At 69.5% G+C, this 24983-nt stretch carries 26 protein-coding genes; 15 read left to right on the top strand and 11 right to left on the bottom strand.

What is annotated here, in order from left to right; genetic code table 11:
- Positions 1-6: 6 nt before the first annotated feature.
- On the bottom strand, positions 7-597 hold the full coding sequence (locus OG729_RS13240; RefSeq protein ID WP_405806182.1) for an N-acetylmuramoyl-L-alanine amidase: 591 nt from the start codon (positions 595-597) through the stop codon (positions 7-9).
- Positions 598-902: 305 nt separating this feature from the next.
- Between OG729_RS13240 and OG729_RS13235 the strand changes: the two genes are divergently transcribed.
- From OG729_RS13235 to OG729_RS13220, 4 genes are all read left to right on the top strand, one after another.
- Positions 903-2333: a family 2B encapsulin nanocompartment shell protein gene (locus OG729_RS13235; protein ID WP_405806180.1), complete on the top strand. Its 1431-nt coding sequence runs from the start codon at positions 903-905 to the stop codon at positions 2331-2333.
- Between the two features lie 98 nt (positions 2334-2431).
- Complete coding sequence (locus OG729_RS13230) at positions 2432-3463, top strand: family 2 encapsulin nanocompartment cargo protein polyprenyl transferase (RefSeq protein WP_405806179.1); 1032 nt, start codon at positions 2432-2434, stop codon at positions 3461-3463.
- Positions 3464-3517: 54 nt separating this feature from the next.
- Complete coding sequence (locus OG729_RS13225; RefSeq protein ID WP_405806177.1) at positions 3518-3778, top strand: hypothetical protein; 261 nt, start codon at positions 3518-3520, stop codon at positions 3776-3778.
- 49 nt (positions 3779-3827) lie between these two features.
- Positions 3828-4268, top strand: a complete 441-nt coding sequence (locus tag OG729_RS13220) for a DUF6304 family protein (protein WP_405806176.1) — start codon at positions 3828-3830, stop codon at positions 4266-4268.
- A 15-nt stretch (positions 4269-4283) separates the two neighbouring features.
- Here the strand turns inward: OG729_RS13220 and OG729_RS13215 are convergent, their stop codons facing one another.
- Both OG729_RS13215 and snpA read right to left on the bottom strand, forming a co-directional pair.
- The gene (locus tag OG729_RS13215; protein ID WP_360873361.1) at positions 4284-4748 is read right to left on the bottom strand and encodes a group II truncated hemoglobin; all 465 of its coding nucleotides are present in this window, start codon (positions 4746-4748) and stop codon (positions 4284-4286) included.
- A gap of 75 nt (positions 4749-4823) precedes the next feature.
- Positions 4824-5498, bottom strand: a complete 675-nt coding sequence (gene snpA, locus OG729_RS13210; protein WP_360873359.1) for a snapalysin — start codon at positions 5496-5498, stop codon at positions 4824-4826.
- Positions 5499-5707: 209 nt separating this feature from the next.
- On the opposite strand from snpA, the gene OG729_RS13205 reads away from it, so the two are divergent.
- The 3 genes from OG729_RS13205 (at position 5708) to OG729_RS13195 (ending at position 9096) form a co-directional block, all read left to right on the top strand.
- Entirely contained in the window at positions 5708-6670 is a 963-nt protein-coding gene (locus OG729_RS13205; protein WP_360873356.1) for a LysR family transcriptional regulator, read from the top strand.
- 86 nt (positions 6671-6756) lie between these two features.
- Positions 6757-7707 (top strand): hypothetical protein, encoded by a 951-nt coding sequence (locus OG729_RS13200; protein WP_405806174.1) that lies wholly within the window; start codon positions 6757-6759, stop codon positions 7705-7707.
- Positions 7708-7920: 213 nt separating this feature from the next.
- The gene (locus OG729_RS13195) at positions 7921-9096 is read left to right on the top strand and encodes a low temperature requirement protein A (protein WP_405806172.1); all 1176 of its coding nucleotides are present in this window, start codon (positions 7921-7923) and stop codon (positions 9094-9096) included.
- Positions 9097-9207: 111 nt separating this feature from the next.
- Here the strand turns inward: OG729_RS13195 and sodN are convergent, their stop codons facing one another.
- Positions 9208-9603, bottom strand: a complete 396-nt coding sequence (gene sodN, locus OG729_RS13190; protein ID WP_215095254.1) for a superoxide dismutase, Ni — start codon at positions 9601-9603, stop codon at positions 9208-9210.
- A gap of 150 nt (positions 9604-9753) precedes the next feature.
- Here sodN and sodX point away from each other — a divergent pair, with 150 nt between their 5' ends.
- Positions 9754-10173, top strand: a complete 420-nt coding sequence (gene sodX, locus OG729_RS13185; RefSeq protein ID WP_360873346.1) for a nickel-type superoxide dismutase maturation protease — start codon at positions 9754-9756, stop codon at positions 10171-10173.
- Here the strand turns inward: sodX and OG729_RS13180 are convergent.
- Positions 10077-10706, bottom strand: a complete 630-nt coding sequence (locus OG729_RS13180; RefSeq protein WP_404724156.1) for a CGNR zinc finger domain-containing protein — start codon at positions 10704-10706, stop codon at positions 10077-10079. The two genes, sodX and OG729_RS13180, sit on opposite strands and share 97 nt — an antisense overlap.
- A gap of 80 nt (positions 10707-10786) precedes the next feature.
- Between OG729_RS13180 and OG729_RS13175 the strand changes: the two genes are divergently transcribed.
- Entirely contained in the window at positions 10787-11560 is a 774-nt protein-coding gene (locus OG729_RS13175; protein ID WP_405806171.1) for a class I SAM-dependent methyltransferase, read from the top strand.
- A 62-nt stretch (positions 11561-11622) separates the two neighbouring features.
- On the opposite strand, the gene OG729_RS13170 is transcribed toward OG729_RS13175, so the two are convergent.
- The 3 genes from OG729_RS13170 to OG729_RS13160 are packed head-to-tail and all read right to left on the bottom strand — an operon-like array spanning position 11623 to position 14345.
- On the bottom strand, positions 11623-12384 hold the full coding sequence (locus OG729_RS13170) for an amino acid ABC transporter ATP-binding protein (protein ID WP_360873337.1): 762 nt from the start codon (positions 12382-12384) through the stop codon (positions 11623-11625).
- A gap of 1 nt (position 12385) precedes the next feature.
- Positions 12386-13336: an amino acid ABC transporter permease gene (locus OG729_RS13165; protein ID WP_405806168.1), complete on the bottom strand. Its 951-nt coding sequence runs from the start codon at positions 13334-13336 to the stop codon at positions 12386-12388.
- Between the two features lie 43 nt (positions 13337-13379).
- Complete coding sequence (locus OG729_RS13160; protein ID WP_405806167.1) at positions 13380-14345, bottom strand: ABC transporter substrate-binding protein; 966 nt, start codon at positions 14343-14345, stop codon at positions 13380-13382.
- Between the two features lie 530 nt (positions 14346-14875).
- On the opposite strand from OG729_RS13160, the gene OG729_RS13155 reads away from it, so the two are divergent.
- The 3 genes from OG729_RS13155 (at position 14876) to OG729_RS13145 (ending at position 18759) form a co-directional block, all read left to right on the top strand.
- Positions 14876-16087 carry an NADP-dependent malic enzyme gene (locus OG729_RS13155; protein WP_360873329.1) on the top strand — a complete coding sequence of 404 codons (1212 nt, stop codon included), beginning with the start codon at positions 14876-14878 and terminating at the stop codon, positions 16085-16087.
- A 227-nt stretch (positions 16088-16314) separates the two neighbouring features.
- Entirely contained in the window at positions 16315-17280 is a 966-nt protein-coding gene (locus OG729_RS13150) for a zinc-binding dehydrogenase (protein ID WP_405806165.1), read from the top strand.
- Positions 17281-17313: 33 nt separating this feature from the next.
- Positions 17314-18759 (top strand): glycoside hydrolase family 5 protein, encoded by a 1446-nt coding sequence (locus tag OG729_RS13145; RefSeq protein ID WP_405806163.1) that lies wholly within the window; start codon positions 17314-17316, stop codon positions 18757-18759.
- Here OG729_RS13145 and OG729_RS13140 read toward each other — a convergent pair.
- Positions 18737-19582 carry an MBL fold metallo-hydrolase gene (locus tag OG729_RS13140; RefSeq protein ID WP_405806161.1) on the bottom strand — a complete coding sequence of 282 codons (846 nt, stop codon included), beginning with the start codon at positions 19580-19582 and terminating at the stop codon, positions 18737-18739. The genes OG729_RS13145 and OG729_RS13140 overlap by 23 nt on opposite strands.
- A 71-nt stretch (positions 19583-19653) precedes the next feature.
- Between OG729_RS13140 and OG729_RS13135 the strand changes: the two genes are divergently transcribed.
- Both OG729_RS13135 and OG729_RS13130 read left to right on the top strand, forming a co-directional pair.
- Positions 19654-19863, top strand: a complete 210-nt coding sequence (locus OG729_RS13135) for a helix-turn-helix domain-containing protein (RefSeq protein WP_018571396.1) — start codon at positions 19654-19656, stop codon at positions 19861-19863.
- On the top strand, positions 19863-20426 hold the full coding sequence (locus OG729_RS13130; RefSeq protein WP_360873316.1) for a Clp protease N-terminal domain-containing protein: 564 nt from the start codon (positions 19863-19865) through the stop codon (positions 20424-20426). Before OG729_RS13135 ends, OG729_RS13130 begins: the two co-directional genes overlap by 1 nt.
- 718 nt (positions 20427-21144) lie before the next feature.
- Here the strand turns inward: OG729_RS13130 and OG729_RS13125 are convergent.
- Positions 21145-23118: a collagenase gene (locus OG729_RS13125; RefSeq protein ID WP_405806159.1), complete on the bottom strand. Its 1974-nt coding sequence runs from the start codon at positions 23116-23118 to the stop codon at positions 21145-21147.
- Positions 23119-23413: 295 nt separating this feature from the next.
- Here OG729_RS13125 and OG729_RS13120 point away from each other — a divergent pair, with 295 nt between their 5' ends.
- A complete protein-coding gene (locus OG729_RS13120) occupies positions 23414-23830 on the top strand; it encodes a hypothetical protein (RefSeq protein WP_405806157.1) in 417 nt (138 codons plus the stop codon).
- A gap of 225 nt (positions 23831-24055) precedes the next feature.
- Here the strand turns inward: OG729_RS13120 and OG729_RS13115 are convergent, their stop codons facing one another.
- Entirely contained in the window at positions 24056-24982 is a 927-nt protein-coding gene (locus OG729_RS13115; RefSeq protein WP_405806156.1) for a helix-turn-helix transcriptional regulator, read from the bottom strand.
- Position 24983 lies beyond the last annotated feature (1 nt).

Below are 24983 nucleotides of genomic sequence, written 5' to 3'. Positions count from 1 at the left end.
CCGATGTCACTTCAGACGCTCGTGGATGCGTTCGCGCATGGAGTCCATCGTGAAGCCCCGCGGATCGATCTTCCCCGGCTGCCATTCGAGGTGGCCGATCACCGAGCGCGCGGTCCAGCCGTGGTGGCGGCAGATAGCCGCGGCCGCCCGCTCGATCGCCTCCAGCTGGACCGCGGGCCACGGGTCCTCGCCGTCGCCGAGGTTCTCGCATTCGAAGCCGTAGAAATGACGGTTTCCGTCGGTGTTCGCCTCGTTGTCCGGGGGCAGCACCTTCTCCGCGATGACGGCGCGCAGTACGTCGTCGTCGCCGAGACCCGCGTGGTTCGCGCGGCCGTAACCGACGAGATGGACCGTGCCGTCCTTGGCGATGACCCCGTGGCACAGCGGCCCGGGCAGGGCCTCGTAGCCGTCACGGCAGATGCGGACGGTGTCGGCGGTGCCCTCGGTGACGGTGTGGTGGATCATCACGCCGTGGACGGGGCCCCAAGGGCCCTTGTGGTTGCGGTTGTGCGTGCGCCATTCGCCGACTTCGACGACTGTGAGCCCTTCGTCGCAAAGTGCGTCGAGGAAGCTGTTTGCGGACATGGGTGAGGACATGACCATCTCCATGGGGATGCGGGGGAACTGCGCGGAAATGCGCGGCACTGCGCTTTTACCCCAACTCCCGTGGAGGGACCATTCGTTCGTACGGCGTGCGAGCCGATCCGGTCAGCCGGGGGAGCGGTGCTCGCGTGTGCCGCTGGACGTGCCGCCGGAAGTGGCGCTGCGCGTGCCGCCGGAAGCGGCGCGCAACATGCCCCGCCGACGCCGAACTAGTCCCATCCATTTGTGTAATGGCATCGGGACTCTCCGTGATGAAGGCTTGTCCGTGCAGGTCACATCCGTGATGGAGAGGGAGTCACATGTCGGTTGGTCCGGTTGGTTCGGTTGGTTCTGCCGGCGACGAGGTCCGCGAGCAGCAGACCTCGCAGCAGAGTCTCGGCACGGCCGCCGCGCGGAACCTTGCGACGACCACCAAGTCTGCCCCGCAGATGCAGGAGATCACCTCCCGGTGGCTGCTGCGCATGCTGCCGTGGGTGCAGGTCCAGGGCGGCACCTACCGGGTGAACCGCCGACTGAGCTACTCCGTGGGCGACGGCCGCGTGACGTTCGTGCAGACCGGCGACCGGGTGGCGGTCATCCCCGCCGAACTCGGCGAGCTGCCGGCCCTGCGGGACTTCGCCGACGAGGCGGCGCTCGCGGAGCTGGCCAACCGCTGCGAGCAGCAGGAGTTCGCGGCCGGCGAGGTGCTCGCCGAAGCCGGCTCGGCCGCCGACCGGATCTATCTGCTGGCACACGGCCGGGTGGAACAGATCGGCACCGGGCCGTACGGCGACGAGGCGGTCCTCGGCGTCCTCGCCGACGGCGCGTACTTCGGCGACCAGACGCTCCTCGACGAGGATGCCTCCTGGGACTTCACGGCCCGTGCCGCGACCGCCTGTACCGTCCTCGTGCTGACCAGGGCCGACGTGGTGAACCTTGCGGTGCGCGCGGACTCGCTGCGTACGCACCTGGCCGGGCTCAGCGCGCTGCCGCAGCAGCGGACCAACAAGTACGGAGAGGCGGCGATCGACCTCTCGGCCGGCCATGTCGGCGAAGCCGTAGTGCCGCACACGTACGTCGACTACGACGCGGCCCCGCGCGAGTACGAACTGAGCGTCGCCCAGACCGTGCTGAAGGTCCACAGCCGGGTCGCCGACCTCTACAACCAGCCGATGAACCAGACCGAGCAGCAGTTGCGGCTCACGGTCGAGGCGCTGCGCGAGCGCCAGGAGCACGAGCTGGTGAACAACCGCGAGTTCGGACTGCTGAACAACTGCGACTACGGACAGCGGCTGCAGCCGCACGACGGCGTGCCCGGCCCCGACGACATGGACGAACTGCTGTCGCGGCGGCGCGGGTCGAAGCTCTTCCTCGCCCATCCGCGGGCCATCGCCGCCTTCGGGCGCGAGTGCAACAGGCGCGGTCTGGTCCCCGACAGTGTGGAGGTCGCGGGCCATCATGTGCCCGCCTGGCGTGGAGTGCCGATCTTCCCCTGCAACAAGATCCCGATCACCGAGGCCAGGACCACCTCGATCATCTGCATGCGTACGGGCGAGTCCGACCAGGGCGTCATCGGACTGCAGCAGAGCGGCATCCCGGACGAGATCGAGCCCAGCCTCTCCGTGCGCTTCATGGGCATCGACGAGCAGGCGATCATCTCCTACCTGGTCACGGCCTACTACTCGGCTGCGGTGCTGGTGCCGGACGCGCTCGGCGTCCTGGAGAACGTGGAGGTGAGCCGCTGGCGGTGACCGGCCCGGCCGGGAAGCGGCAGCGCCCCGCGCCCCGGCTCACCGTTCGCCCCACCCGTCGTCCCGGCCCAATGCCTGGAAGGAACGCCCAGTTGACCATGTCGGAGATCGTCGGGGCCCGCGAGGCCGCCGTCCTCCTCGAACGCACCCGCACGGCCGTCGATCCCCAACTGCGTGCCATCGTCGAGTCGTTGCCCGGATCCATGCGCCGTGTCGCGGTGTACCACTTCGGCTGGGAGCACGCGGACGGCACCCCGGCGGCGGGCTCTGCGGGCAAGGCCATCAGACCCGCGCTCGTCCTGGCCGCGACGCGGGCGCTCGGCGGAGACCCGCAGCAGGCGGTGCGCGCGGCGGCCGCGGTGGAGCTCGCGCACAACTTCACCCTGCTCCACGACGACGTCATCGACGAGGACTCCATCCGCAGAAACCGTCCCACCGCCTGGTCCGTCTTCGGCACCGCGGACGCCATCGTCGTGGGCGACGCCCTGCTCGCTCTCTCGCTGCACATGCTCGCCGAGGACCGGCACCCGGCGTCGGCCGCCGCGTCGGAACGGCTCGCGGCCTGCGTGATCGAGCTGTGCGCGGGGCAGCAGGCGGACTGCGCCTTCGAGGAGCGCGCGCCGCACGAGGTCACGCTCGACGAGTGCCTCGCCATGGCGATGGCCAAGACCGGCGCACTGCTGGGCTGCGCCTGTGCGCTCGGGGCGCTGTACGCGGGCGCGAGTGCGGCGGAGGCCGCGGCGATGGACGCCTTCGGGCGGGAGGCCGGGCTTGCCTTCCAGCTCATCGACGATCTGATCGGGATCTGGGGCGACCCCGACCGTACGGGCAAACCGGCCGGCGCCGACCTGGCGGCCCACAAGAAGTCCCTGCCGGTGGTCGCCGCCCTGACCTCGGGCACCGCGGCCGGCGCAGAGCTGGCCGAGATCTACCGCGGCCCCATGAATTCGACAGCCGTACACCGCGCCGCCGAGGCCGTGGACCGGGCGGGCGGCCGCGACTGGGCGCAGCTCCAGGCGGCGGACCGGATGGCGCGGGCCGTTCATGAGCTCGCCCGCGCGGTGCCGGATCTGACGGCGGCGGGCGATCTGCTGGCGCTGGCGGAGTTCGTCACACGCCGTACGCGCTGAGAAGCGCAGGTCACTCGGCTGTCCTGGCTGCCCGCACCGCCATATCCTGGAGGTATGGGCAGCGAAGGACGCGGAACCGTCCGCAGCCCGCAGGCCGAGTACCGATGCCCGGCGTGCGGGGAGCCTGTCGGCACGGTCATCAAACGACGCAAGACGCTCGGGGCATTCGTCCCGACCTGGGAGCCGGGCCCCTGCCGCAATTCCCGGTGTGCACTGAGCCCCGAGTACCAGGGCGAGGAGCCGGCCGACAAGTCCGGCGGTGAACCCGGTGCTGAGCCCGGTGCTGAGCCCGGCAAGGCGGTCGGCACCGCCTGAGGCATCCCGGCTGTTCAGCGGAAGGTGCTGTACCGCTACAGTCCGCGCCATGTCATCGGAGTCGACTGAAGTCTGGGCGGGCTGGTACCGCGACCGTCGGGGCGCGGAAGCGGTCACGATCGCGGCGCACGGACGGCAACTGCGCACGCGCATCAGGGGCGTTGAGTACGAAGGGGCGACATTCGCCGCCCTGCAGCCGGCCGGGGCCGACGGAGTGCTCTCCTCCTGCGTACTGGAGTGGGACATACCGTTGCCCGTCGACCTGGACGGTGCTGTGCAACGGGCCACGCTCAGCTGCCTGCTGACGCTCGGGGAGCCGCAGCCGGACGGGTCGCTCGATCGGGCCGACCTCAATCTGACCTTGCACTACGGCGGGGCCGCGTATGAATCCGGCGTCGCCGGGGGCGACTTCGGCGACGCACTCGCCCGCATCCAGAAGCAACTGCCGCCGGGCGCGGAGCTGGGAGCGCTCAGCCCGGCCGACGCCTGAGACGGCGCGCGGGCCTCAGCGCAGCCCGTTCCAGCCCCAGCGCGGCGTCGGGCCCGGGTCGCCCAGGTCCGTGCCCTCCGGGTCGGCCGAAACCTCGCGGGCGATCTTCGTACCCCAGTCGAAGTACTCGATTACGCGTCGGCGCAGCAGCTCGTCGTCCGGGAGCTCCTTCTCCACCGCCGCGGTCATCAGCTCCATCCAGCGCAGCCGCTGCTCCTCGGTGATCGAAAGACCGAGGTGGGCGCGGAGCAGAGCCTGGTGGCCGCCCAGCTCGGCGGTGAAACGGGCCGGCCCGTCGAAGATCTCGGCGAGCCAGACGGCGACATGCTCGATATGGGTGGGTGTGAAGTCGGCGAAGACAGGGGCGAGCAGGGGATCGGTGAGGGCGGCCTCGTAGAAGGTATTGCTCAGCCGGCTCAGGGCGTCCGCGCCGCCCACGGCCGCGTACAACGTCTCGGAACGCTCACTCGGACTCGTCATGGCGCCAGCCTAAGCGCGGATACGCGGAGAGGCGCCCCCCACTTTCGGCGGGCGCCCCCAGGGCTGTCGGACCGGTTACGACACCTTGGCGATCGCCGCCGCCAGACCGTTCGCCCACAGGGCGTTCACCCGGGCGCGCTCCTGCCCGTTCGGGTAGGCGTTCTGGCAGGAGGTGCCGGGACCGCCGCCCGACATCAGCTCGCTGCACGGGCCGGAGTAGTGGTCCGGCAGACCGAGCACGTGCCCGGTCTCGTGAGCGGTGACGCGGGTGGAGTTGTACTGCTGGTTCTGCCGGTAGTCGAGGAATATGTAGCCCCGGCCGTGCCCGTCGGTGCTCGCGTACGAGCCGCGGGAGTCATTGCCCTCGTAGTACCGGAAGTCGGGGCTGCCGCCCTCCTGGAGCTTTACATTGCTCACCGAGCTGTTCCAGATCTGCGTGCTCTGGGATATCTGGCTGCGGAAGCTCGGTGCGTTGCTGGTGCTGTAGACGACGGTCACGGCCTGGGCGCCGGGGTTCGCGGCGCGCTTCTGGGCGATCGACTTCACGACGGCGTCGAAGAAGGCCTTGGTCGCCTTGGCGTCCTCGGCGGACCCCTGGTAGGCGGCGTACGAGGACGTGGCGTGCGAGGACGGGGCTGCGACGGCCGTTGGGGAGGCGGCGGTCGTGGCGGCGGTGGCGGGCACTGCGCCCAGCGCGGCGGCGAGGCCGAGACCGAGTGCGGCGGAGAGTAACGTTCTCTGGTGACGCATGGGGGGCTCCTACTACTCGTCCGATGAACTCCGAGCTCCGATGAACGGGTTCGGTAGGGCAGAGTTTCGGGGAGCCCGCCCCTCGCGCGGATGATGTCAACTGCCGATAGCACGAGCCCATCACCCCTGCTTCGACCTGTCCCGGTCCGTCCGCTGTACCCCGACTAGGGTTACTGGTGTGGCAGTTGGTGCGGCCGTACGCTCGGTTCATGGAGCTCGAAGTGAGGCACCTGCGTGCGCTGTGCGCCATAGCGGACACCGGCAGCCTGCACAAAGCAGCCCGCCAACTGGGCGTCAGCCAGCCGTCCTTGACGACCCAGTTGCGGCGGATCGAGAACTCCCTGGGCGCGGAGCTCTTCTCGCGTGAACGCACGGGCTGCCGGCCCACTCCGCTGGGCCGTTCGGTGCTCAGCCGCGCCCGCCCGCTCGTAGCCGAAATGGCCGCCCTCGTCGTCGAGGCCAAGGCCGCCGCGGCGCGCGCCGGGGGCCCCCGATTACGCGTCGGCTCCACCGCCAGCCGCGTGCTTGCCGGATGGCTGCGCAGGCTGCGGCAGCGGCTGCCGGGCACCGACATCTCGCTGCATGTGGACGTATCGGCCAACGCGCTGCTGCGGATGGTCGCGGCGGGTCAGCTCGACGTCGCCTTCGTGCACGAGGTGGAGGGCTGCCCGCTGCTCGTGCCGGACTCCCTCGCCGTACGCGTACTGCTGGATCGCGAGCCGCAGTTCGTCTCCATGGCCAGCGACCATCCGGCCGCCGCGGCCCCTGTCGTGGAACTCGCCGATCTGGCCGAGGACCGCTGGATGGTCGACCCGACGGTGGACGGTGAGTGGGACGGTCTGCGCCGAGTGCTGGTCGCGGCCGGTCTCAACCCCCCGGTCCTGCACGGGGACTACCTCACCGCCGCATCCCTGATCGCGATCGGCGAGGCGGTCGCGCCGTGCCAGCCGACATCCGGCCCCCGCGAGGACATGGCGATACGTCCGCTGCGCGGCGACCCGCTCGGGGTACGGCTGCTGCTGTACTCCAGACCCGGGGCGTGCGCGGAGCTGTACGAGGCGGTGTATGCGGACTTGGAGGCGGCGTACCGGGAGGCGGCACTGGGGGCGGCGGCGTACCGGCAGTGGCTGCGCAGACACAAGAGCCCACTGCTGCACGCGCCCGCGGCCTGACCCCTGTCACGGCGGAGGCACGGACCGGAGCGGAGGGTTTTCCACAGGCCCGGGCGAGTGTCGGCGGCGGCCTGCATCATTGCTGCATGACCGATCTTGAGTCGCCGTCCGTGCGCCGCTTACACCACAACCTGTGGTGGGCTCTGCTCATGCTCGCCATGGCAGTGACGGGGTGCGGGCTCCTCGCCGACGACGCGAAGGCTCCCTTCGCCGCAAGCGAGGAGGACATCCCCGAACTGCCCATCGACCACTACCGGCTCAGCACCAAGGAGTACCAGCGCTTCAACCTGGCGCAGGCCCGCCTTGAGCAGCGCTGCATGGTGGCCTTCGGCTTTGCCGACTTCCCTGTGGACCCGAAGGACCCGCCGCGTCGGACGCCCGTGATCATGCTTGGGCTGGTCTCTACGGGCCCCTTCGGCGTCCTCGATCTCGACCACGCCCGCCGCTGGGGCTACGGCCGGGACCCGAAGAAGAGCCTGCGGGCGGAGCCGAAGGGCCGGGCGATGACCGAGGGGGAATACGGCGTCCTCCACGGCACGGCCACCGGCATAGGCACCGGTGGCCCGGCGACGGTCCGCGGTCGCAAGGTCCCGGCGAGCGGCTGCCAGGGCGAGGCGGGCAAGCAACTGGTGCGCGGCGTCAAGGACTCCACGCAGCTGTGGTCGTACGTCTCGGGACGCGAGCAGAGCCTGGACAAGGCGGTGGCGAAGGACGAGCGGGTCCGCCGGGCATGGGACACCTGGTCGAAGTGCCTCGTGGACAAGGGTCTTTCACGGTACGAGAACCCGGACAAGGCGTTCGCCGACAAGGCCTGGGGACGGGGCCAGGACGGCAATACGACCCGTACGGACAGGGAGCGGGACACCGCGAGCGCCGACGTCGAGTGCAAGCGGAAGCACGACACGGTGAAGACGTGGTGGGAGGTCAAGGCGGAGGTACAGCGCGCCGACATCGACCGGAACAAGGCCAGGTACGAGGCGATACGGAAGGACCAGGATGTGATCAGGGCCAATATCCGGCGGGTGCTGGGCGAGTGAGCCGTCCGGGATCTCTCGCCCCGGGCGGTCGCACGCTCAGCAGGCCGGACCGCGTGGGATTCGGCTGCGGCCCCTGCGGAAATGCCTCGGCGCAATTTCGTCAAGCCCCGAGTCCGGCCATGATTTGGCCGTATCCTTCCGCGCGGAGTCGGCCGAGCCGAGTGCCGCCTCCAGAGGGGAAACGCCGTGCCGACAGGTAGAGATCGGTCCCGCATGATCGCCACGGAGGGCGGTCATCGGGTGACGCCTGCCGAGCTTTTCTTCGACTTGGTGTTCGTCTACGCGATCACCCAGGTCACCGCTCTGATGGCGGCCGACCCGTCGGCACTGCGGATGGTCGGCGCGGCCGTCGTGCTTGCGCTGCTGTGGTGGTGCTGGTGTTGCTTCGCCTGGCTGGGCAATGTCGTACGAGCCGACTCCGGTGCCATGTTCGCCGTCCTCGTCGCGGTGATGGCGGTGGTGCTCGTCGTCTCACTGACCGTCCCGGAGGTCTATGACGACCTGCCCGGAGGCCTGTACGCGCCCCTGGTCTTCGTGCTCTGCTACGGCGCCGTACGGATCCTGCATCTGGTCACGTACTGGATCTCCAGCCCCGGTGACCAGGCCCTCCATGCCACCCTGCGCCGTACCGCGCTGCTGTCGGTGGCGCCGCCCTTCGCGCTGCTCCTCGTCGGCAGCAGCCTCACCGGCGTGGCCCAAGTGCTCGTCTGGCTCGGCGCGGTCGCGATCGACTACTTCGGGATCTACCTCACGGGATCGTCGGGCTGGCGTGTGGCCTCACCGGGACACTTCGCCGAGCGGCACGGCCTGATCGTCATCATCGCCCTCGGCGAGTCCATCGTCGCGATCGGCGTCGGAGTGGCAGACCTTCCCATCTCCACACCGGTGCTGGCCGCAACCGCCGCCGGAGTGCTGGTCGTTGCCGGGCTCTGGCGGCTGTACTTCCGGCAGATCAGCGAGAGTGCCGAGCACCGGCTGACCGAGTTGGACGGCGACGACCGCACCCGCCTGGCGCGCGACGCCTACACCTTCCTGCATCTGCCGCTTGTCGGGGGGATCGTGCTCACCGCGCTCGGCATGAAGACGGTGCTTCACCAGGTCGCCGACGGCGAGCACTACGACCTCTCGGAACCGCTGCACGGCGTGGTGGCGTGGGCGCTCGCCGGCGGTGTGGGCATTTTCCTGCTGGCGGCCGCCGCGATCCTGCTGCGCACCGGTGGACGCAGGTCCCCGGTCCTCATCGTCGGAGGGCTCGGCTGCCTGTGCGCGGGCCTGGTGGTGGTCCTGATCCCCGCACTGGTTGCGCTCGCGCTGCTGGCCGCGGCGGTGACGGCCATGGTGGTCCTGCACAGCCGCAGGGCCGCGGCGGCCGAGACGGGCCCGACCTGAGCCTGGAGCTCGGCCTGAGCGCGGAGCTCGACGGGAGCGACGACAACAGCACCCGGCTCCGCGCGGATGCCGGGTGCTGCCGTTCGTACGCGATGGACGTGACCAGAAAGGTCAGGCCTTCTTGGTCTCCCAGAAGATCTTGTCAATCTGGGCGATGTAGTCCAGCGCCTTCTGGCCCGTGGCCGGGTCCGTCGAAGCCTTCGCGGCCGACAGCGCCTTGAGGGCGTCGTTGACCAGCTGGTGCAGCTCCGGGTACTTCTCGAAGTGCGGCGGCTTGAAGTAGTCGCTCCACAGCACCGAGACATGGTGCTTGGCGAGCTCCGCGCGCTGCTCCTTGATGACCGTGGCGCGGGCCCGGAAGTGCGGGTCCTCGTTGGCCTGGAACTTCTCCTGGACGGCCTTGACCGACTCGGCCTCGATACGGGCCTGGGCCGGGTCGTAGACACCGCAAGGCAGGTCGCAGTGGGCGCTGACCTTCACCTTGGGGGCAAACAGGCGGGAGAGCATTGAGCTGTCCTTCCTCGTGATCGTCTTCTCAGGTGGGACATTACTCCGTGAGTGACCTGTTTTCGCGAGTGCCCCCTAGGGCTTAGGACAAAAGTCCAGGGTCAGTATGGGACTGGTGGCGGAACATACCGTGGGACTCGGAGGTGGCGAATGACTGAGCAGGGGCGGGAGCCGAAACCGCCGTTCGGAGTCGCCGAAGTGACAGGTCCTTCCATGTACCCGACGCTCAAGCACGGCGATCAACTGCTGGTGCACTACGGGGCGGAGGTGCGGGCCGGCGATGTCGCCGTGCTGCGCCATCCGCTCCAGCAGGATCTGCTCATCGTCAAGCGGCTCGTCGAGCGGCGCGAGGACGGCTGGTGGGTGCTGGGGGACAACCCGGGGGCCGAGGGGGACAGCCGGGTGTTCGGCACGGTGCCCCATGAGTTGCTGCTGGGGCGAGTGCGCGGCAGATACCGGCCGCTCGGGGAGGATCAGCGCTCGGTGCGCGGGATCGTCTCCTGGGCGTTCTCCGCGGTGCGGCCCGTGCTGTCGGACCGTTCCGTCTCGAGGCGTTTGCGGGCGCGGTAGGCGGCCACGTTGGCCCGGGTCGCGCAGCGGTCCGAGCAGTAGCGGCGGGAGCGGTTGGTCGACGTGTCGAGGTAGGCGTTGCGGCACGGTGCTGCCTGGCACAGCCCGAGCCTGTCGACTCCGTACTCGGTGAGATGGAACGCGAGCCCCATTGCGGCGGTCGCGGCGTACCCCGCCGTCGCGTTGGAGGGATGGTCCGCCAGGTGCATGTGCCACTTGGGGCGGCCGTCCTCGTCCCGGTGGTCGTGGCCCGAGATCTGCGGGCTGACCGGGAACTCCAGCAGCAGGGAGTTGAGCAGGTCGACCGCCTGGGTCTCGTCGCCCGCGTCGGCCGCGGCGAAGACCGCGCGCAGCCGGCCCCGTACGGACCGGAAGCGCGTGACGTCCGCGTCGGTGGCACGGCGTGCGGCCTGCGAGGCCGGTCCGAAGAGTTCGCGGATGGCCTCGACCGAGGTGAGGGAGTCCTTGTTGCGAGCCGGCTCCTCGGTGTTGACCAGGCGCACGGCATAGTCAGAGTAATAGGCCAGTTCCACTTGTAGTCCTTACCGCGGCGGTCTACTGTCAACGTAACAGCTGATGGTGCTTCGAGGGTATTACGAACGGGAGGCTTCCGGTGGTGGAGACGGAGACGGTGGCCGGGGCGAGCGCCGACTGGCGGGCCTGGCAGGAGAGCTGGGACCGGCAGCAGGAGTGGTACATGCCCGACCGCGAGGAGCGGTTCCGGGTCATGCTGGACATGGTCGAGGCACTGGTCGGCCCCGAGCCCCGGGTGCTTGATCTCGCGTGCGGCACGGGAAGTATCACGGACCGGCTCCTCGGTCGGTTCCCGAAGGCCACCAGCACGGGTGTCGACCTGGACCCCGCTCTGTTGACCATCGCCCGGGGTTACTTCGAGGGCGACGAGCGCGTCACCTTCGTCACGGCGGACCTCAAGGACCCGGACTGGGCGCGGAAGCTGCCGTACGACTCGTACGACGCGGTCCTCACGGCCACCGCCCTGCACTGGCTGCGCAGCGGACCGCTGGCCACCCTGTACGGGCAGCTCGCCACGCTCGTGCGCGACGGCGGGGTCTTCATGAACGCGGATCACATGATCGACCGCACAACCCCGCGCATCAACGCCGCCGAGCGCGCCCACCGGCACACGCAGATGGACCGCGCCAAGGCGGCCGGCGCGCTCGACTGGTCCGAGTGGTGGGCCCTGGCGGCCAAGGACCCCGTACTCGCCGGGCCGACGGCCAAGCGGTACGAGATCTACGGCGAGCACGCCGACGGCGAGATGCCGTCCGTGCGCTGGCACGCCGAGACGCTGCTCACGGCCGGCTTCGGCGAGGCCAGGGCCGTCTGGGCGTCGCCGTCGGACACCCTGCTGCTGGCAGTGAAGTAGCCAGGCGGGCAACACGAGAGGGCGGTACGGACCCCTGGTCCGTACCGCCCTCTTGAGTGCCGTTAAAGGACCTTCGAGAGGAAGGCCTTCGTGCGGTCGTGCTGGGGGTTGCTCAGGACGTCGCGGGGGTTGCCGGCCTCGACCACCACACCGTCGTCCATGAACACCAGCGCGTCGCCGACCTCGCGGGCGAAGCCCATCTCGTGCGTGACGACGATCATCGTCATGCCGTCCTCGGCCAGGCCGCGCATGACGTCCAGGACCTCGCCCACCAGCTCCGGGTCGAGCGCGGACGTCGGCTCGTCGAAGAGCATCAGCTTCGGCTCCATCGCCAGCGCACGGGCGATGGCGACGCGCTGCTGCTGGCCGCCGGAGAGCTGGGTCGGGTAGTGCTTGCCCTTGTCGCCCAGGCCCACCCGGTCAAGCAGACGCTCGGCCCGCTCCCGGGCCACCGCCTTCGACTCGCCCTTGACCTGTATCGGCGCCTCCATGACGTTGGCGAGCGCGGTCAGGTGCGGGAAGAGGTTGAAGCGCTGGAAGACCATGCCGATGTCCCGGCGCTGGGCCGCGACCTCGCTGTCCTTCAGCTCGTAGAGCTTGTCGCCCTTCTGCCGGTAGCCCACCAGCTGGCCGTCGACCGAGAGCCGGCCGGCGTTGATCTGCTCCAGGTGGTTGATGCACCGCAGGAACGTCGACTTTCCGGAACCGGACGGGCCGACCAGGCAGAACACCTCCTGCGGAGCGACCTCCAGATCGATGCCCTTGAGGACGTGGGCCAGGCCGTAGGACTTGTGTACGCCCTCGGCCTTCACCATGGCGGTCATGTCACACCCCCCTGGGGCTGCTGAGGAATGTCACGTTCTTTCTGATCTTCTGCCACGGTGTGAGCGGCAGCTGGCGCAGCGAACCGCGCGCGTAGTACCGCTCCACATAGTACTGGCCGACGCTGAAGACGCTGGTCAGAGCCAGGTACCAGACCGAAGCCACCAGCAGCATCTCCATGACCGCGAAGGACGTGGAGCCGATGTTCTGGGCCGCGCGCAGCAGCTCGGTGTACTGGACCGCGGACACCAGCGACGAGGTCTTGAGCAGGTTGATGAACTCGTTGCCGGTCGGCGGAACGATCACCCGCATCGCCTGCGGCAGCACGATCCGCCGCATGGTCTTGCTGCTGGACATGCCGAGCGCGTGCGAAGCCTCGGTCTGGCCCTCGTCGACCGACTGGATGCCGGCCCGGACGATCTCGGCCATATAGGCGCCCTCGTTCAGGCCCAGGCCCAGCAGGGCGACCACGAACGGGGTCATCACGTCGACCATCTCGTCCTTGTAGAACCCGAGGTTCAGGACGGGGAAGATCAGCGCGAGGTTGAACCACAGCAGCAGCTGCACGAACACCGGAGTGCCGCGGAAGAACCAGATGTACAGCCAGGCCACCGCGCCGGTCACCGGGTTCTTCGAGAGCCGCATGACGGCGAAGACGACGCCCAGCACCAGGCCGATGAGCATCGACAGCACGCTGATCAGCAGCGTGTGCCACATGCCGGTCACGATCCGGGGGTCGAAGATGAAGTCCCCGACCGTGCCCCAGTCGACGTCGCCCTGCGAGAACGAGTAGACCAGCAGGACCAGCAGTGCCACGACCACGACACCGCTGACCCAGCGGCCCCAGTGCCGTACCGGGATGGCCTTGATCTGCTCGGGGTGAGATGCCACCTTGGCGACCGCCGAGTCCTTGGGTGGCTCGTCGGCGGGCGTCTTGTCGAACTTGTCAGTCACAGTGACTGCCCTTCAGTGAAACGCTTGAGGCTGACGCCAGGGATTACTTGCCGGCGTTGACGGTCGCCTCGGTGACGGCGCTGTTCTTGACGTCCCACTTTTCCAGGACCTTGGTGTACTCGCCGTTCTTGATGATCGCGTTCAGGGCGTCCTTGAGCGCATCGCGCAGCTGCGCGTTGTCCTTGTCGACGGCGATACCGAACGGACCGGCGCCGGTCTGGTCGCCGGCGACCTCGAAGTCGTTGCCGCCGCCCGCGGTCTTCGCGATGTACGCGGCGACCGGGTAGTCGTTGAGGTCGGCGACGGCGCCGCCGGACTTCACGCGGGTCTGGGCCTCGGCGTCGGTGTCGAACGCCTCGATGGTGAGCGTGCCCTTGCCGTCCTTGGTGCACTTGGTGGCCTGGGTCTTGAAGGTCTCCTCGTAGATCGTGCCGCGCTGGACGGCGACCTTCTTGCCGCACAGGTCGTCGAGCGACTGGATCTTGTCCGGGTTGCCCTTCTTGACCAGGAGCGAGACGCCGGAGTTGAAGTAGTCGACGAAGTCGACGCCCTGGCCGACCTTCTTGCCCTTGTCGTCCAGGCCCTGCTGGCGGGCCTTGGTGTCGCTCATGGCCGACATCACGAGGTCCTGGCGGCCGGTGTTGAGCGAGGAGATCAGGCCGTCGAAGGTGCCGTTGGTGAACTGGAACTTGACGCCGAGCTGCGTGCCGAGGGCGGCGGCGATGTCGGGGTCGATTCCGACGATCTTGCCACCCTCCTCGAACTCCATCGGGGCGTACGCGGCGTCCGTGCCGACCTTGATCACGCCGGCGTCCTGGTACTTCTGCGGCAGCTTGTCGAAGAGCGGGGCGCTGCTGGACTTGGTGCCGCCGGACTCCTTGGTGCTCGAGCCCGAGTTCGTCTGGTCACCACAGGCGGTGAGCATCAGTGACCCGGCGACCGCGATCGCGCCGACCGCGGCGATCCGGGCCCTGGTTGCGGTCGTACGAGAGGTGTTGCTTGCGGTCATGGTCGTGATCCTCCGGCGGGTGAGGGGGTTGCCATTTCGGGCATTTTGGTCGTTGTACTCATCTTCGAGTGTCGCGACCTTGAGTGTTTTCGGCATCTTGCCATTCGGGCTAGCCCGATCAGGGGGCCGCGCATGTCAAAATCGGGTAACGGGTCACCCCCGAACCCTACGAGGCCGGTACATCAAGGCCGGACCTCTTACGGGAATGCCTTCTTCCCACCGGAAGATCTGCGGTCCGTCTCGCGCTCTGGACGGTTTTCAGGGCGCGAACCAGACGTGTCCAGATATTCGGCCATGAGTCGTGTCACCGCGCGGATACCGACTCGTCTGCGGTGCCGTCCGTCCGGTAAGAAGGACGTTTACACCCCTCATCCGGGGCTCAGGGCGCGTGTGCGGCGCGCCCGCGCGTACGTACCTCCCCCTGCCAGGCGGGCCAACCGCTGAGGCAGGGCACGGACGCGGTGCCCGCCCACCCCTCCTCAACCAGGAGTGGCCACCCTCAACTGATGAAGACTTAAGGGGTCAACCAAATGGCAGCGGAGATCGTCAATCCTCGCAGCGACAGCGGTTCGGAGAGTGCTCCCGAAGAGCCCTTCGATCCGGCCTTCGCGCTGCATCGCGGCGGCAAGATGGCCGTCCAGGCCACCGTGCCGATCCGCGACAAGGACGACCTGTCCCTCGCGTACACGCCCGGTGTCGCCAAAGTGTGCAGCGCCATCGCCGAGCAGCCGGAGCTCGTCCACGACTACACCTGGAAGTCCCAGGTCGTGGCCGTTGTGACGGACGGCACAGCGGTCCTCGGGCTCGGTGACATCGGACCGGAGGCGTCGCTTCCGGTCATGGAGGGGAAAGCCATCCTCTTCAAGCAGTTCGGCGGCGTGGACGCGGTGCCGATCGCGCTCGCCACGACGGACACCGACGAGATCGTCGAGACCGTCGTTCGTCTCGCGCCCTCCTTCGGCGGAGTGAACCTCGAGGACATCTCGGCGCCCCGCTGCTTCGAGATCGAGCGCAGGCTCGAGGAGCGGCTCGACATCCCGGTCTTCCACGACGACCAGCACGGCACGGCGGTGGTCACCCTGGCGGCCCTGCGGAACGCCGCGAAGCTGACCGACCGTGGCCTGGGCGAGCTGCGCGCGGTCATCTCCGGCGCGGGCGCGGCGGGCGTGGCCATCGCGAAGTTCCTGCTGGAGGCCGGCATTGGTGATGTCGCCGTGGCCGACCGCAAGGGCATCGTCAGCCAGGACCGCGAGGACCTCACCGAGGTCAAGCGGGAGCTCGCGGAGATCACCAACCGGGCGGGGCTGACCGGCTCGCTGGAGACCGCGCTGGCCGGCGCGGACGTCTTCATCGGCGTCTCCGGCGGCACGGTGCCGGAGGAGGCTGTCGCGTCCATGGCGCCGGGGGCCTTCGTCTTCGCCATGGCCAACCCGAACCCGGAGGTCCACCCCGACGTCGCGCACAAGTACGCGGCGGTCGTGGCCACGGGTCGCAGCGATTTCCCGAACCAGATCAACAACGTGCTCGCGTTCCCCGGGATCTTCGCGGGCGCGCTCCAGGTCCGGGCGTCCCGGATCACCGAGGGCATGAAGATCGCGGCGGCGAACGCGCTGGCGGACGTGGTGGGCGACGAGCTGGCGGCCGACTATGTGATCCCGTCCCCGTTCGACGAGCGGGTGGCCCCGGCGGTCACCGCGGCGGTGGCCGCGGCGGCCCGCGCGGAGGGTGTGGCCAGGCGCTGACGACGCGCTGCCGCGTCTGACGTACGTGAATCCGACGTACGCGAACGGGCCGTGGCGCACTCCTTGAGGGTGCGGCACGGCCCGTTTTGCGGCCGGTCCGCGCATTGGTCACGGGGGCTTCGTCCGTACGGGTGGTCCCCGGGCCTCGGCAGTCCGCGCGCGACGCGGTGCGTCTCACACCGCCGTGCGGTTCCATCACGTCCCGTCCCCGCCCTATCGTCAAGGTCATGTTCGCCGCCTACGCCGCACGCCTCGACCGTGACACCCCGCTCAACGGCCTGGAGCTGGGCGAACGCCCGGCCCCCGAGGCCCGTCCCGGGTGGACCACCGTCACCGTCAAGGCCGCCTCACTCAACCACCACGACCTCTGGTCGCTGCGCGGCGTAGGCCTCGCCGAGGACAAGCTCCCGATGATCCTGGGCTGCGACGCGGCGGGCATCGACGAGGACGGCAACGAGGTCGTGCTCCACTCCGTCATCGGCCAGAGCGGTCACGGCGTCGGGCCGAACGAGCCGCGTTCCATCCTCACCGAGCGCTATCAGGGCACCTTCGCCGAGCAGGTCGCCGTCCCGGCCTGGAACGTGCTGCCCAAGCCGAAGGAGCTCAGCTTCGAGCAGGCCGCCTGTCTGCCGACCGCCTGGCTCACCGCGTACCGGATGCTCTTCACCAACGCCGGGGTCCGGCCGGGTGATTCGGTCCTCGTCCAGGGCGCGGGCGGCGGCGTCGCGACCGCGGCGATCGTTCTGGGCAAGGCGGCCGGACTGCGCGTCCTGGCCACCAGCCGCGACGAGGCCAAGCGCAAGCGGGCCCTCGAGCTGGGCGCGGAGGAGGCGTACGAACCGGGCGTCCGGCTGCCGCGCCGCGTGGACGCCGTCATCGAGACCGTCGGTGCCGCCACCTGGTCGCACTCGATCAAGTCGCTGCGGCCCGGCGGCACGCTGGTGATCTCCGGCGCCACCAGCGGCGACCGCCCCTCGCACGCGGAGCTCACCCGGATCTTCTTCCTGGAGCTGAAGGTCGTCGGTTCGACGATGGGCTCCAAGGACGAACTGGAGGACCTCCTCTCCTTCTGTGCGGCCACGGGCGTACGGCCGGTGATCGACGAGGTGCTGCCGCTGGACCGGGCCCGGGAGGGCTTCGAGCGGATGGCCGGCGGCGACCTCTTCGGAAAGATCGTGCTGACGCCCTCTTGATGGGTCGTCAGGTGCGCTGATGGGATCCGTCCCATGCGTACACGCCGAACGATCCAGGCACTTGTGGCGGTCTGCTGCACTCTCGTGCTGTCCGCGGCGGCGCCCGCCGCCGCGGATCCGGGTGATCCCGTCGGCATGTCCCGCCTCGATTCCCGTCTCGATCCCCGCCCCATTCCCCGCCTCACGGACGACCGCGGCCGGGCACTGACCCTGCGCGGCTGGAACGTCGAGGACAAGACGAACCGCGGCGAGGCGGCCCTGTCCGCCATCACCGAGAAGCACTTCCGGGACCTGCGCGCCAAGGGCTTCAACTTCGCCCGCCTGCTGGTCTTCTGGGACGACCTCGAACCCCGCGAAGGCCGGTACAGCGCCGCGTATCTGCGCAAGATCGAGCGGATTCTGGACTGGGCCGAGGCATACGACATCCAGGTGCTGATCGACGCCCACCAGGATGTCTTCGGCCCGGCCTTCGGGCATCGCGGCGTACCTGAGTGGGCGACCCGGACCGATGGGCTGCCCTTCACCCCGCACCCGGACGACTGGTTCGCCGAGTACTTCGAACCGGCTGTGCAGCGGGCGTTCACTCACCTCTACGAGGACGAGGACCTGCGGCGCGCGCAGGCGCGGATGTGGCGGGTGCTCGCCGACCGCTTCGAGCACCACCCGGCCGTACTGGGCTACGACCTGATCAATGAGCCGATGGGTGAGCTGCGCGCGGGCGAGGACCTGCCCACCGCGGCCCGGCGCATCGAGCGCGATCAGCTCACGCCGATGTACAACCGGCTTGCGGACGCGGTCCGTTCGGCCGACGGCGGCAACTGGATCTTCGTCGAGCCGACCCCGATCGTGGGCGAGGGAGTCCCGACGGGTCTCGGCAGGATCGAGGACCCGAAAGTCGTCTACGCACCGCACTTCTACAACGCCGCGATGGAGGCGGGGGCGGACTACGACCCGTCGGCGGGCTGGATCGAGTCGTACGAGGCGGCCGTCACCGCATACCCGCAGGAACAGCGGATCCCGGTGGTGGTGGGGGAGTGGGGTCCCCTGAACAACTCCCTTCCGAACATGGCCCGTTTCTACCGCGAGGCACTGGCATCCCTGAGCCGCTACAGCTCCGGCTGGGCGGGCTATGTCTGGTGCTACGGCGGCGGCTACTGCGCCGTTGACGAGCGCGGTCTCTTCCGTACGAACAAGGAACAGACCGCGGCGCCGTACGCGGCAGCCGTCGCGGGGCGGGTCGTGGCCGATACGTACGACCCGGGGTCCGGGACGTTCCGCCTGGTGTACCGGGCGCACGGGCGGCACGGCGCGACGGAGATCTCGCTGCCGCCGAGCGCGTCCGGCTGGCGTATCGCCCTGGACGGCCCGGCGTGGGCGGACACCCGGACGGTGCCCGCGGGCAGGGCGTGCACGGTGCGGGTGCCGGCGCTGCCCGGCGCGCGGATCACGGTCACCGTCAGTCCCCGTACACCACGATGAAGTCCCCGTTGTGGGCCCTGTGTTCGGCGAGGGCGTCGCGCAGCCGCCGCAGATGCGCGGTCGTCAGCTGGAGCGGGGGCTCATCCGGCTGGTGGGTGGTGCCGCGGGGGTAGTCCTTGTCCGGGGTTCTCGTCATCTCTATGTGGCAGCCGAGGATGTGGGTGACCGGGGTGGTCTCGCAGAAGGCGAGCAGCCGGTCGACGGTGGCGGCGAACACCTCGGCGTCCTGGACGTACAGCCGGCCGGGGTAGAGGGAGTCGCCGGTCAGCAGCAGCCCGGTGTGCCGGTCGTGGAAGACGACGGCCGCTTCCTGGTGTCCGGGCCCGGGCACCAGGTCGAGCACCCGCCCGCCGAGGTCCAGTTCGGCGTGGCCGTCCGGCCAGTCCGTCAGCCCGAAGAACTCCCGAACCTCGCCGAGCGACGGCCCGACGACCTCGGTGTGCGGCCGGTCCGTGAACTGGGGGTCGCCCGCGATGTGGTCGCTGTGGCCGTGCGTGTGTGCGACCACCAGCCCGTAATCCCGGCGGGGATGGCGGGACAGCCACTGCTCGATCAGCGCGTCGACGGTGGCGCGCAGGGGGAAGTAGGCGGAGTCCGGGGTCGCGCCGGTGTCCAGCAGCAGCGCCCGTTCGTTCCCGAACAGCAGGAAGAGGAACGGGGCTTCGAAGTGCACGGACTTGTTCTGCCGCAGGATCACGGTGTGTTCGGAGTAGGCATGCACCTGTATCTCCGGAGCGGGGTCGTGCTTCGGGGAGGGCCAGCCGGCGTGCCACTGGACATCGAGGCTGCCGGTCACGGGTGCGGACGTACGGAAATCGATCACAGGACCACGGTACGGCGAGATGTTGTCAACCGGGGTTGACTGTGGATAACTGTCAATGTAGGTTGACATGCATGACCGAAGCAACCGATCTCGCCGAGCGGGCGGGCGACCGCGACCCGCGGGTCGGGCTGCGAGCCGTCGCCGCGCTGCGGCGCCTTCTTGAGCAGCTCGAGGCCGTGCAGGTGCGCAGTGCCCGCAACCAGGGCTGGTCGTGGCAGGAGATTGCGGCCGAGCTGGGAGTCAGCCGACAGGCCGTGCACAAGAAGTACGGGAGGCAGTGATGTTCGAGCGCTTCACCAAGGACGCCCGTGATGTCGTCACGGGCTCGGTAGAACACTCGGAACGGGCGGGCGCGGACTCCACCACCGAGGAGCATCTGCTACTGGCCATGCTCGACCAGGAAGGGACCCGGACGGCGTTCGCCTTCGCGTCCCTCGGGATCACCGACCGGCGCGGCTCGGTGGAGAACGCGCTCGCGGACGCGCGGCGGCGCGGGGGTCTGTCCCGGGCGGACGAAGAAGCCCTCGCGGGGCTCGGGATCGACGTCGCCGAGATCGTCTCGAAGGTCGAGCAGACGCATGGGGCGGGGGCGCTGCAGGTGGGTCCCAAGTCGAAGCGGTGGTGGTCGGGGCACCGGGCCTTCAGCCCCTCGGCGAAGGACACGCTGGTGAAGTCGCTCCGCATCGCGGTGGGTCGGGGCGACCGGCATATCGGGGGCGAGCATTTGCTGCTGGCGCTGACGGCGCGGCCGGGGGTGGTGGCGGATGTGCTGGCGGAGCATGGGGCGACGTATGAGGCGGTGGAGAGGGTGATGTTTGGGGGTGGGGCGGCGCGGGCGGGGTGAGGGGGGTGTTCCCCACCTCGCCCCTTCCCGGAACTGGGGGACACCCCCAGGCCCTCTAGGCAGGTTCGGGGGCTGAACGCCCCACACCCGAAGCGGCTGCTTCCCGCCGCGGGTGGGCCGGGACCGATGCGGGCGGGGCTGTTTCCCCCACCCCGCCCCTTCCCGAAACCCTGACGGGGGCCTGGGGGCTTCGCCCCCGGGCCCCCGAGCGGCAGCTTCGCGCCGCAGCCCGCAGCCCGCAGCCCGCAGCCCGCAGCCCGCAGGTGCGGGCCAGGGCGGGGTGTGCGGGGCTGACGCCCCCACGGCCCCGCTGGCGGCAGCTTCTCGCCGCTGGCCGCTCCCGCACCTCTGGGCGGCAGCTTCTCGCCGCAGGCGCGGGCCGCGGGCGCGGGCCCGGACGGGGTGCCGGGGGCTGGCGCCCCCGAGCCCCCATTGCGGCGGCTTCACGGTGCCGGGCGCACCGAGAAGATGCCATCCTGATTTCGCAGGTCACGGGGCTGGAGTGGGGGCGGGAGTGGCGTACTCGTGCCGGCCGTGGGCGTGATCGGCGGCAGGTGATCGTCTGTCACCTCTGGACCTCGATGTTCGCCAGGACGAGCGGGGCCCGAACCGAGCCGGTCTGCGCCGGAGAGTTGAGAAGCCTGGTGTCCCGCGCACGAACGATGCGCGGGACACCAGGCTCTGCTGGCTCAGTTCTTGCCGGTGACCGAGGCCCCGGTCACCGGGCGCTCCGGGCCGGCAATTGGCCGCAGTCGCCACCGGCGCACTTGCTCAGCCAGTCGGCGAAGTCGGCGTCGTACTTGGTGCCGATGGTGTCGCGGAGCAGGCTGTGGGCCGCGTCGTACTCGCCTGCGCGGTAGTGGCCGAGCAGGGTGGCCACGTCCTCGGGGTGCGACTGGAGCATGTAGCGGACGCCCAGATAGCCCCACTGGTAGATGCGGGTGGTGTCGGCGTTCTCGTAGGTGGTCCCGAAGAGCTGGCTGAGCTTGTAGGTGTTCTTGCCCGCCTCCTCGATCGCCCTGTCGTAGGTGACGCCGCGGTACGAGTAGGAGACGTACTCGGCGAAGCCCTCGACCCACATCACGGTCGGGGTGGTCTGCCCGGCTGCGAAGTCGCCGTACATGTCGAAGCGGCCGTCGAGGTAGTGGGTGTACTCGTGGTTGAGGTTCCAGATCTGGAAGGCGCCGTCCTCGGCCCGCTGCTCGTAGGCGATGAAGCGCGGCTGGTTGCCCTCAGCGGCCGGGTCGCCCTCCAGGTACATGCCGCCGTTGTTGGTGTCGATGCCGAAGACGACACCGGCGTAGGTCTTGTAGTCCGCGCTGGAGTTGAAGGCGACGATCTCGATGCTGGTGTTGTTGTCGTCCTTGACCGGGCCGTTGTCCTTGACGATGTTGTGGAAGACCGGGTCCTGCTTGAGGATGCTGTCGCAGGTGGCCGAGAGTTCGGACGCGGTCAGCTCCTGCGCGAGGATCTTCGCGCTCGGACCGCATTCGTGCTTGATCGTCAGCACGGCGTCGCGCACTCGGTTCTGCAGGTCACAGGTGTCGTACTCGGCGCAGTTCTCCTTGTCGTACTCGCCCGTCATCTCGGCGAGGCCGACCCAGAGCGGGGCGGTGCGCCCAGTGATCTCGCTGCGGCCGAGCAGCTCCTTGACCAACGGCTTGACGGTGTCCTTGAGGCCGGCGTGCTGCAGGAAGCGAGCGAGTTCGCGTCCGGCGTTGCTGGCCAGGTAGGACTTGTCGGTGCCGAGCAGATCGTCGTGGGCGACGGCGAAGTCACGTAGTCCGGTGAGGACGCTCGGGTCGGCCTGCACGGCTTCCGCGAACTCCGGTAGCTGGTGGCCGCGGAACAGCACGGTGTAGGTGTTGTTGACCGCCGCGACCATCCCGTAGAACTCGTCGTACGACGAGTTGTAGTCCTTCTGCAGACGCTTGACCACGTCGAGGTGGCGGGCGTTCTCTCCGGAGCTGTCGATCAGGGTGACCGTCTCGGCCAGGGTTTCTCCGTTGGCCTCGGTGACGTCGAAGGCGTGGGACGAGCCGAAGAAGGCATCCAGGGCGCCCTGAATGGCGCTCTTCAGCGTCGGGCCGTATTCGCCGACGTTCTCCGGCTGGTTGTACTGGATGTAGTAGCCGGCGCGCAGGTACAGCACCACCTGGGTTGCGAAAGTGCTGTTGTCCCCCGGGTAGTTGGTCGCGACATCCTTGAGTGCGTTCGCCACCGTGACCATCTGTTCCTCGCGGAAGAGGGCCTTGGAGTCCTCACCGGTCACGCTGAACAGCGTGTTGATGCAGGTGGTTTCCGACTGCTTGATCTGCTCGACCAGGGCAGCGCCGGTCTTCGAGGTGAAGTCGCTGACGTTGCAGTCCGCCGCGGCCTTCGCCGCAGAGCGGGCCTTCTTGCGCTCTGCGGAGTTCTGGGCCGCGGGGAGCGGAGGGCGTTGCGCGGGGTTCGAGGTCTTCGTGGCCGATCGCGCGGGGTCGACGGCGTGTCCGGGTGCGAGATCGGCGGCAAGCACGGTGGCGGAGGCGGGCTGTGGGGCGGGGGCCGACCTCGGTGCGGGCTTGGGTGCCCCGGCTCCGGCCGGGGCCGCCGTGCCATTGGGGGCGAGCATGGTGAGCCCCAGGCCGGCGGCGGCCACGGTAGGTATCAGCAGTTGGACGAGTTTCCTGAGGGTGGGGGGTCGGCGCATAGCGATGGCCTCCAGGCCGGTCGGCTGCCGTGCGTGGGGCACGGCGGTGGGGGGTGCGGACCGTGATGGCAACGGAAGTTGGGCACTCCCGGAGCTGTCATGGCCGCGGAAAGTGTGACCGTACAATTTCACAGTTCACATGACAGTGAAAGAGGGTTGCAGGCAACAGAAGAAACTGATGAGCCATCAGAGATGGGTCCTGTAGGGGGCCTTGAGATTCCCGGACGGAACTACGTGATCGCTGGGCATGCTCATGCCGGTTTCGAGGGACAACCGTCGTCCCTGAGGTGAGCCGGTGCCCCTCCATCCCCACTCTGGTGCGCGGATTCCGCCCCGGACCGCGCGGGTGGTGCGGGCGAGCAATCCCGGTGGCACGACGGCGACATGGGTACGGGACCGGCTGGACGAGCAGTGGAGTGACGAGGACTTCTCCGGCCGGCCGCAGGCGAAGGTGCGGACGGCGACGGCGGCTTCAGCCTGGTATTCACCGCCGCGCTGCGGGCAATGTTTCCGGCAGGGTGAACTTCACCCTGCCGGAAACCACCGGCGGATCCTGCGTGCCGTGGAGGGCAAGGGCGGGCAGCCGGTGAAGGTGCGGGAGGTGTGTGAGGCGCTGGGCATGGGAGTGCAGCCGCAGCAGACCGAGCCGATGCGGGGCAAGCTCAAGCGGCTCGCAGCCGTAAGGCGGCGCAACTCGCGCGAAGCGCGGTGACCACGCGGCGGAGCCGCATAGCGAATGCAGCGCGGTCCAGGACACGAGCCCGGCGCGGCGGCACCGCGTTCGTGGCCTGCCTGGGCCAGGGGACGTTGGTGATCGCTGCCTGTGGTGGGTTTCGCGGGCGAACCGCGCAACCTGGGCCCGGGCGCACCCCGGACCCCCGCGCCCCGCGATGGACCCGCACCCCGGACCCCCGCGCCCCGGACCCTCGCGCGCCGGCTACGCCTCCGGCTTCCGCAGCAGCGCGCCGATATGCGCCGCCGCCGTTGACAAGTGGCGGCGGGCCTCGCCCAGTTGGTCCTCCGTCACGCCGTGGTCCCTCGCCGCGTCACGGATGTCGTCGCGGAAGCGGTCGAGCAGGCGGTCCAGGGCGCGGGCCGGGTCGTCCGCGGGCAGGGGGGCCTTCGCCCACTCCGGGGGCTCCTCGGCGGGGTCCGGCTTGGAGTACGGCGGCCACGCCGTGCTCCGCGCCAGGCCGCCCAGTTGGGTGGTCAGCTCCGACAGGCCCTCCCGCACGCCCGTCGGCCAGTCGCCCCGCGCGAAGTGGTCCTGAACCTGTTCCTGGACCTGCTTGGCGATGCGCTGCATCTCCCGGCGGGCCGACTCCTGCGCCTCCTTCGCCTGGCGGCGCGCCTGCTGTGCGTCCTCGCGGGCCCGGCGCGACTCGTCCTTCGCGCGGCGCGCCTGCTCCTTCCACTCCTGCTTGGCGCGGCGCAGCTCCTCCTTCGCCGCCCCCCAGTCCTCCGTTCCGGTCGCCTTCTGGGTCTGCGACGCCGCCGCGCGCATCTCGCTGCGCAGCTTGCCCGCCGCACCGCGCACGTCGTCGCGGATCTCCGCGGCCAGCTCGGAGACGGACTCGCGGATCTCCAGTTCCAGATCGGCCAGTTCACCGCTGCGACCGGCCAGCTCCTCGCGGCCCGCGTCGGTGATCGAGTAGACCTTGCGGCCGCCCTCGGTGGCGTGGGTGACCAGACCCTCGGCCTCCAGCTTGGCCAGCCGCGGGTAGACCGTGCCCGCCGAAGGCGCGTACAGGCCCTGGAAACGCTCCTCCAGCAGCCGGATCACTTCGTAGCCATGGCGCGGCGCCTCGTCCAGGAGCTTCAGCAAGTACAGGCGCAGACGTCCATGAGCGAAGACGGGAGCCATG

This window comes from Streptomyces sp. NBC_00210 (genome assembly GCF_045160975.1).
In the GTDB taxonomy this organism is placed as follows: domain Bacteria; phylum Actinomycetota; class Actinomycetes; order Streptomycetales; family Streptomycetaceae; genus Streptomyces.
This window is presented reverse-complemented; position numbering and strand designations above follow the sequence as displayed.

What these genes read in the sequence shown, in the direction of transcription:
- OG729_RS13240 (WP_405806182.1), bottom strand. Translation starts at nt 597, where the DNA reads ATGTCCTCACCCATGTCCGCAAACAGCTTCCTCGACGCACTTTGCGAC.
- OG729_RS13235 (WP_405806180.1), top strand. Translation starts at nt 903, where the DNA reads ATGTCGGTTGGTCCGGTTGGTTCGGTTGGTTCTGCCGGCGACGAGGTC.
- OG729_RS13230 (WP_405806179.1), top strand. Translation starts at nt 2,432, where the DNA reads ATGTCGGAGATCGTCGGGGCCCGCGAGGCCGCCGTCCTCCTCGAACGC.
- OG729_RS13225 (WP_405806177.1), top strand. Translation starts at nt 3,518, where the DNA reads ATGGGCAGCGAAGGACGCGGAACCGTCCGCAGCCCGCAGGCCGAGTAC.
- OG729_RS13220 (WP_405806176.1), top strand. Translation starts at nt 3,828, where the DNA reads ATGTCATCGGAGTCGACTGAAGTCTGGGCGGGCTGGTACCGCGACCGT.
- OG729_RS13215 (WP_360873361.1), bottom strand. Translation starts at nt 4,748, where the DNA reads ATGACGAGTCCGAGTGAGCGTTCCGAGACGTTGTACGCGGCCGTGGGC.
- snpA (WP_360873359.1), bottom strand. Translation starts at nt 5,498, where the DNA reads ATGCGTCACCAGAGAACGTTACTCTCCGCCGCACTCGGTCTCGGCCTC.
- OG729_RS13205 (WP_360873356.1), top strand. Translation starts at nt 5,708, where the DNA reads ATGGAGCTCGAAGTGAGGCACCTGCGTGCGCTGTGCGCCATAGCGGAC.
- OG729_RS13200 (WP_405806174.1), top strand. Translation starts at nt 6,757, where the DNA reads ATGACCGATCTTGAGTCGCCGTCCGTGCGCCGCTTACACCACAACCTG.
- OG729_RS13195 (WP_405806172.1), top strand. Translation starts at nt 7,921, where the DNA reads ATGATCGCCACGGAGGGCGGTCATCGGGTGACGCCTGCCGAGCTTTTC.
- sodN (WP_215095254.1), bottom strand. Translation starts at nt 9,603, where the DNA reads ATGCTCTCCCGCCTGTTTGCCCCCAAGGTGAAGGTCAGCGCCCACTGC.
- sodX (WP_360873346.1), top strand. Translation starts at nt 9,754, where the DNA reads ATGACTGAGCAGGGGCGGGAGCCGAAACCGCCGTTCGGAGTCGCCGAA.
- OG729_RS13170 (WP_360873337.1), bottom strand. Translation starts at nt 12,384, where the DNA reads ATGACCGCCATGGTGAAGGCCGAGGGCGTACACAAGTCCTACGGCCTG.
- OG729_RS13160 (WP_405806167.1), bottom strand. Translation starts at nt 14,345, where the DNA reads ATGACCGCAAGCAACACCTCTCGTACGACCGCAACCAGGGCCCGGATC.
- OG729_RS13155 (WP_360873329.1), top strand. Translation starts at nt 14,876, where the DNA reads ATGGCAGCGGAGATCGTCAATCCTCGCAGCGACAGCGGTTCGGAGAGT.
- OG729_RS13150 (WP_405806165.1), top strand. Translation starts at nt 16,315, where the DNA reads ATGTTCGCCGCCTACGCCGCACGCCTCGACCGTGACACCCCGCTCAAC.
- OG729_RS13145 (WP_405806163.1), top strand. Translation starts at nt 17,314, where the DNA reads ATGCGTACACGCCGAACGATCCAGGCACTTGTGGCGGTCTGCTGCACT.
- OG729_RS13135 (WP_018571396.1), top strand. Translation starts at nt 19,654, where the DNA reads ATGACCGAAGCAACCGATCTCGCCGAGCGGGCGGGCGACCGCGACCCG.
- OG729_RS13130 (WP_360873316.1), top strand. Translation starts at nt 19,863, where the DNA reads ATGTTCGAGCGCTTCACCAAGGACGCCCGTGATGTCGTCACGGGCTCG.
- OG729_RS13125 (WP_405806159.1), bottom strand. Translation starts at nt 23,118, where the DNA reads ATGCGCCGACCCCCCACCCTCAGGAAACTCGTCCAACTGCTGATACCT.
- OG729_RS13115 (WP_405806156.1), bottom strand. Translation starts at nt 24,982, where the DNA reads ATGGCTCCCGTCTTCGCTCATGGACGTCTGCGCCTGTACTTGCTGAAG.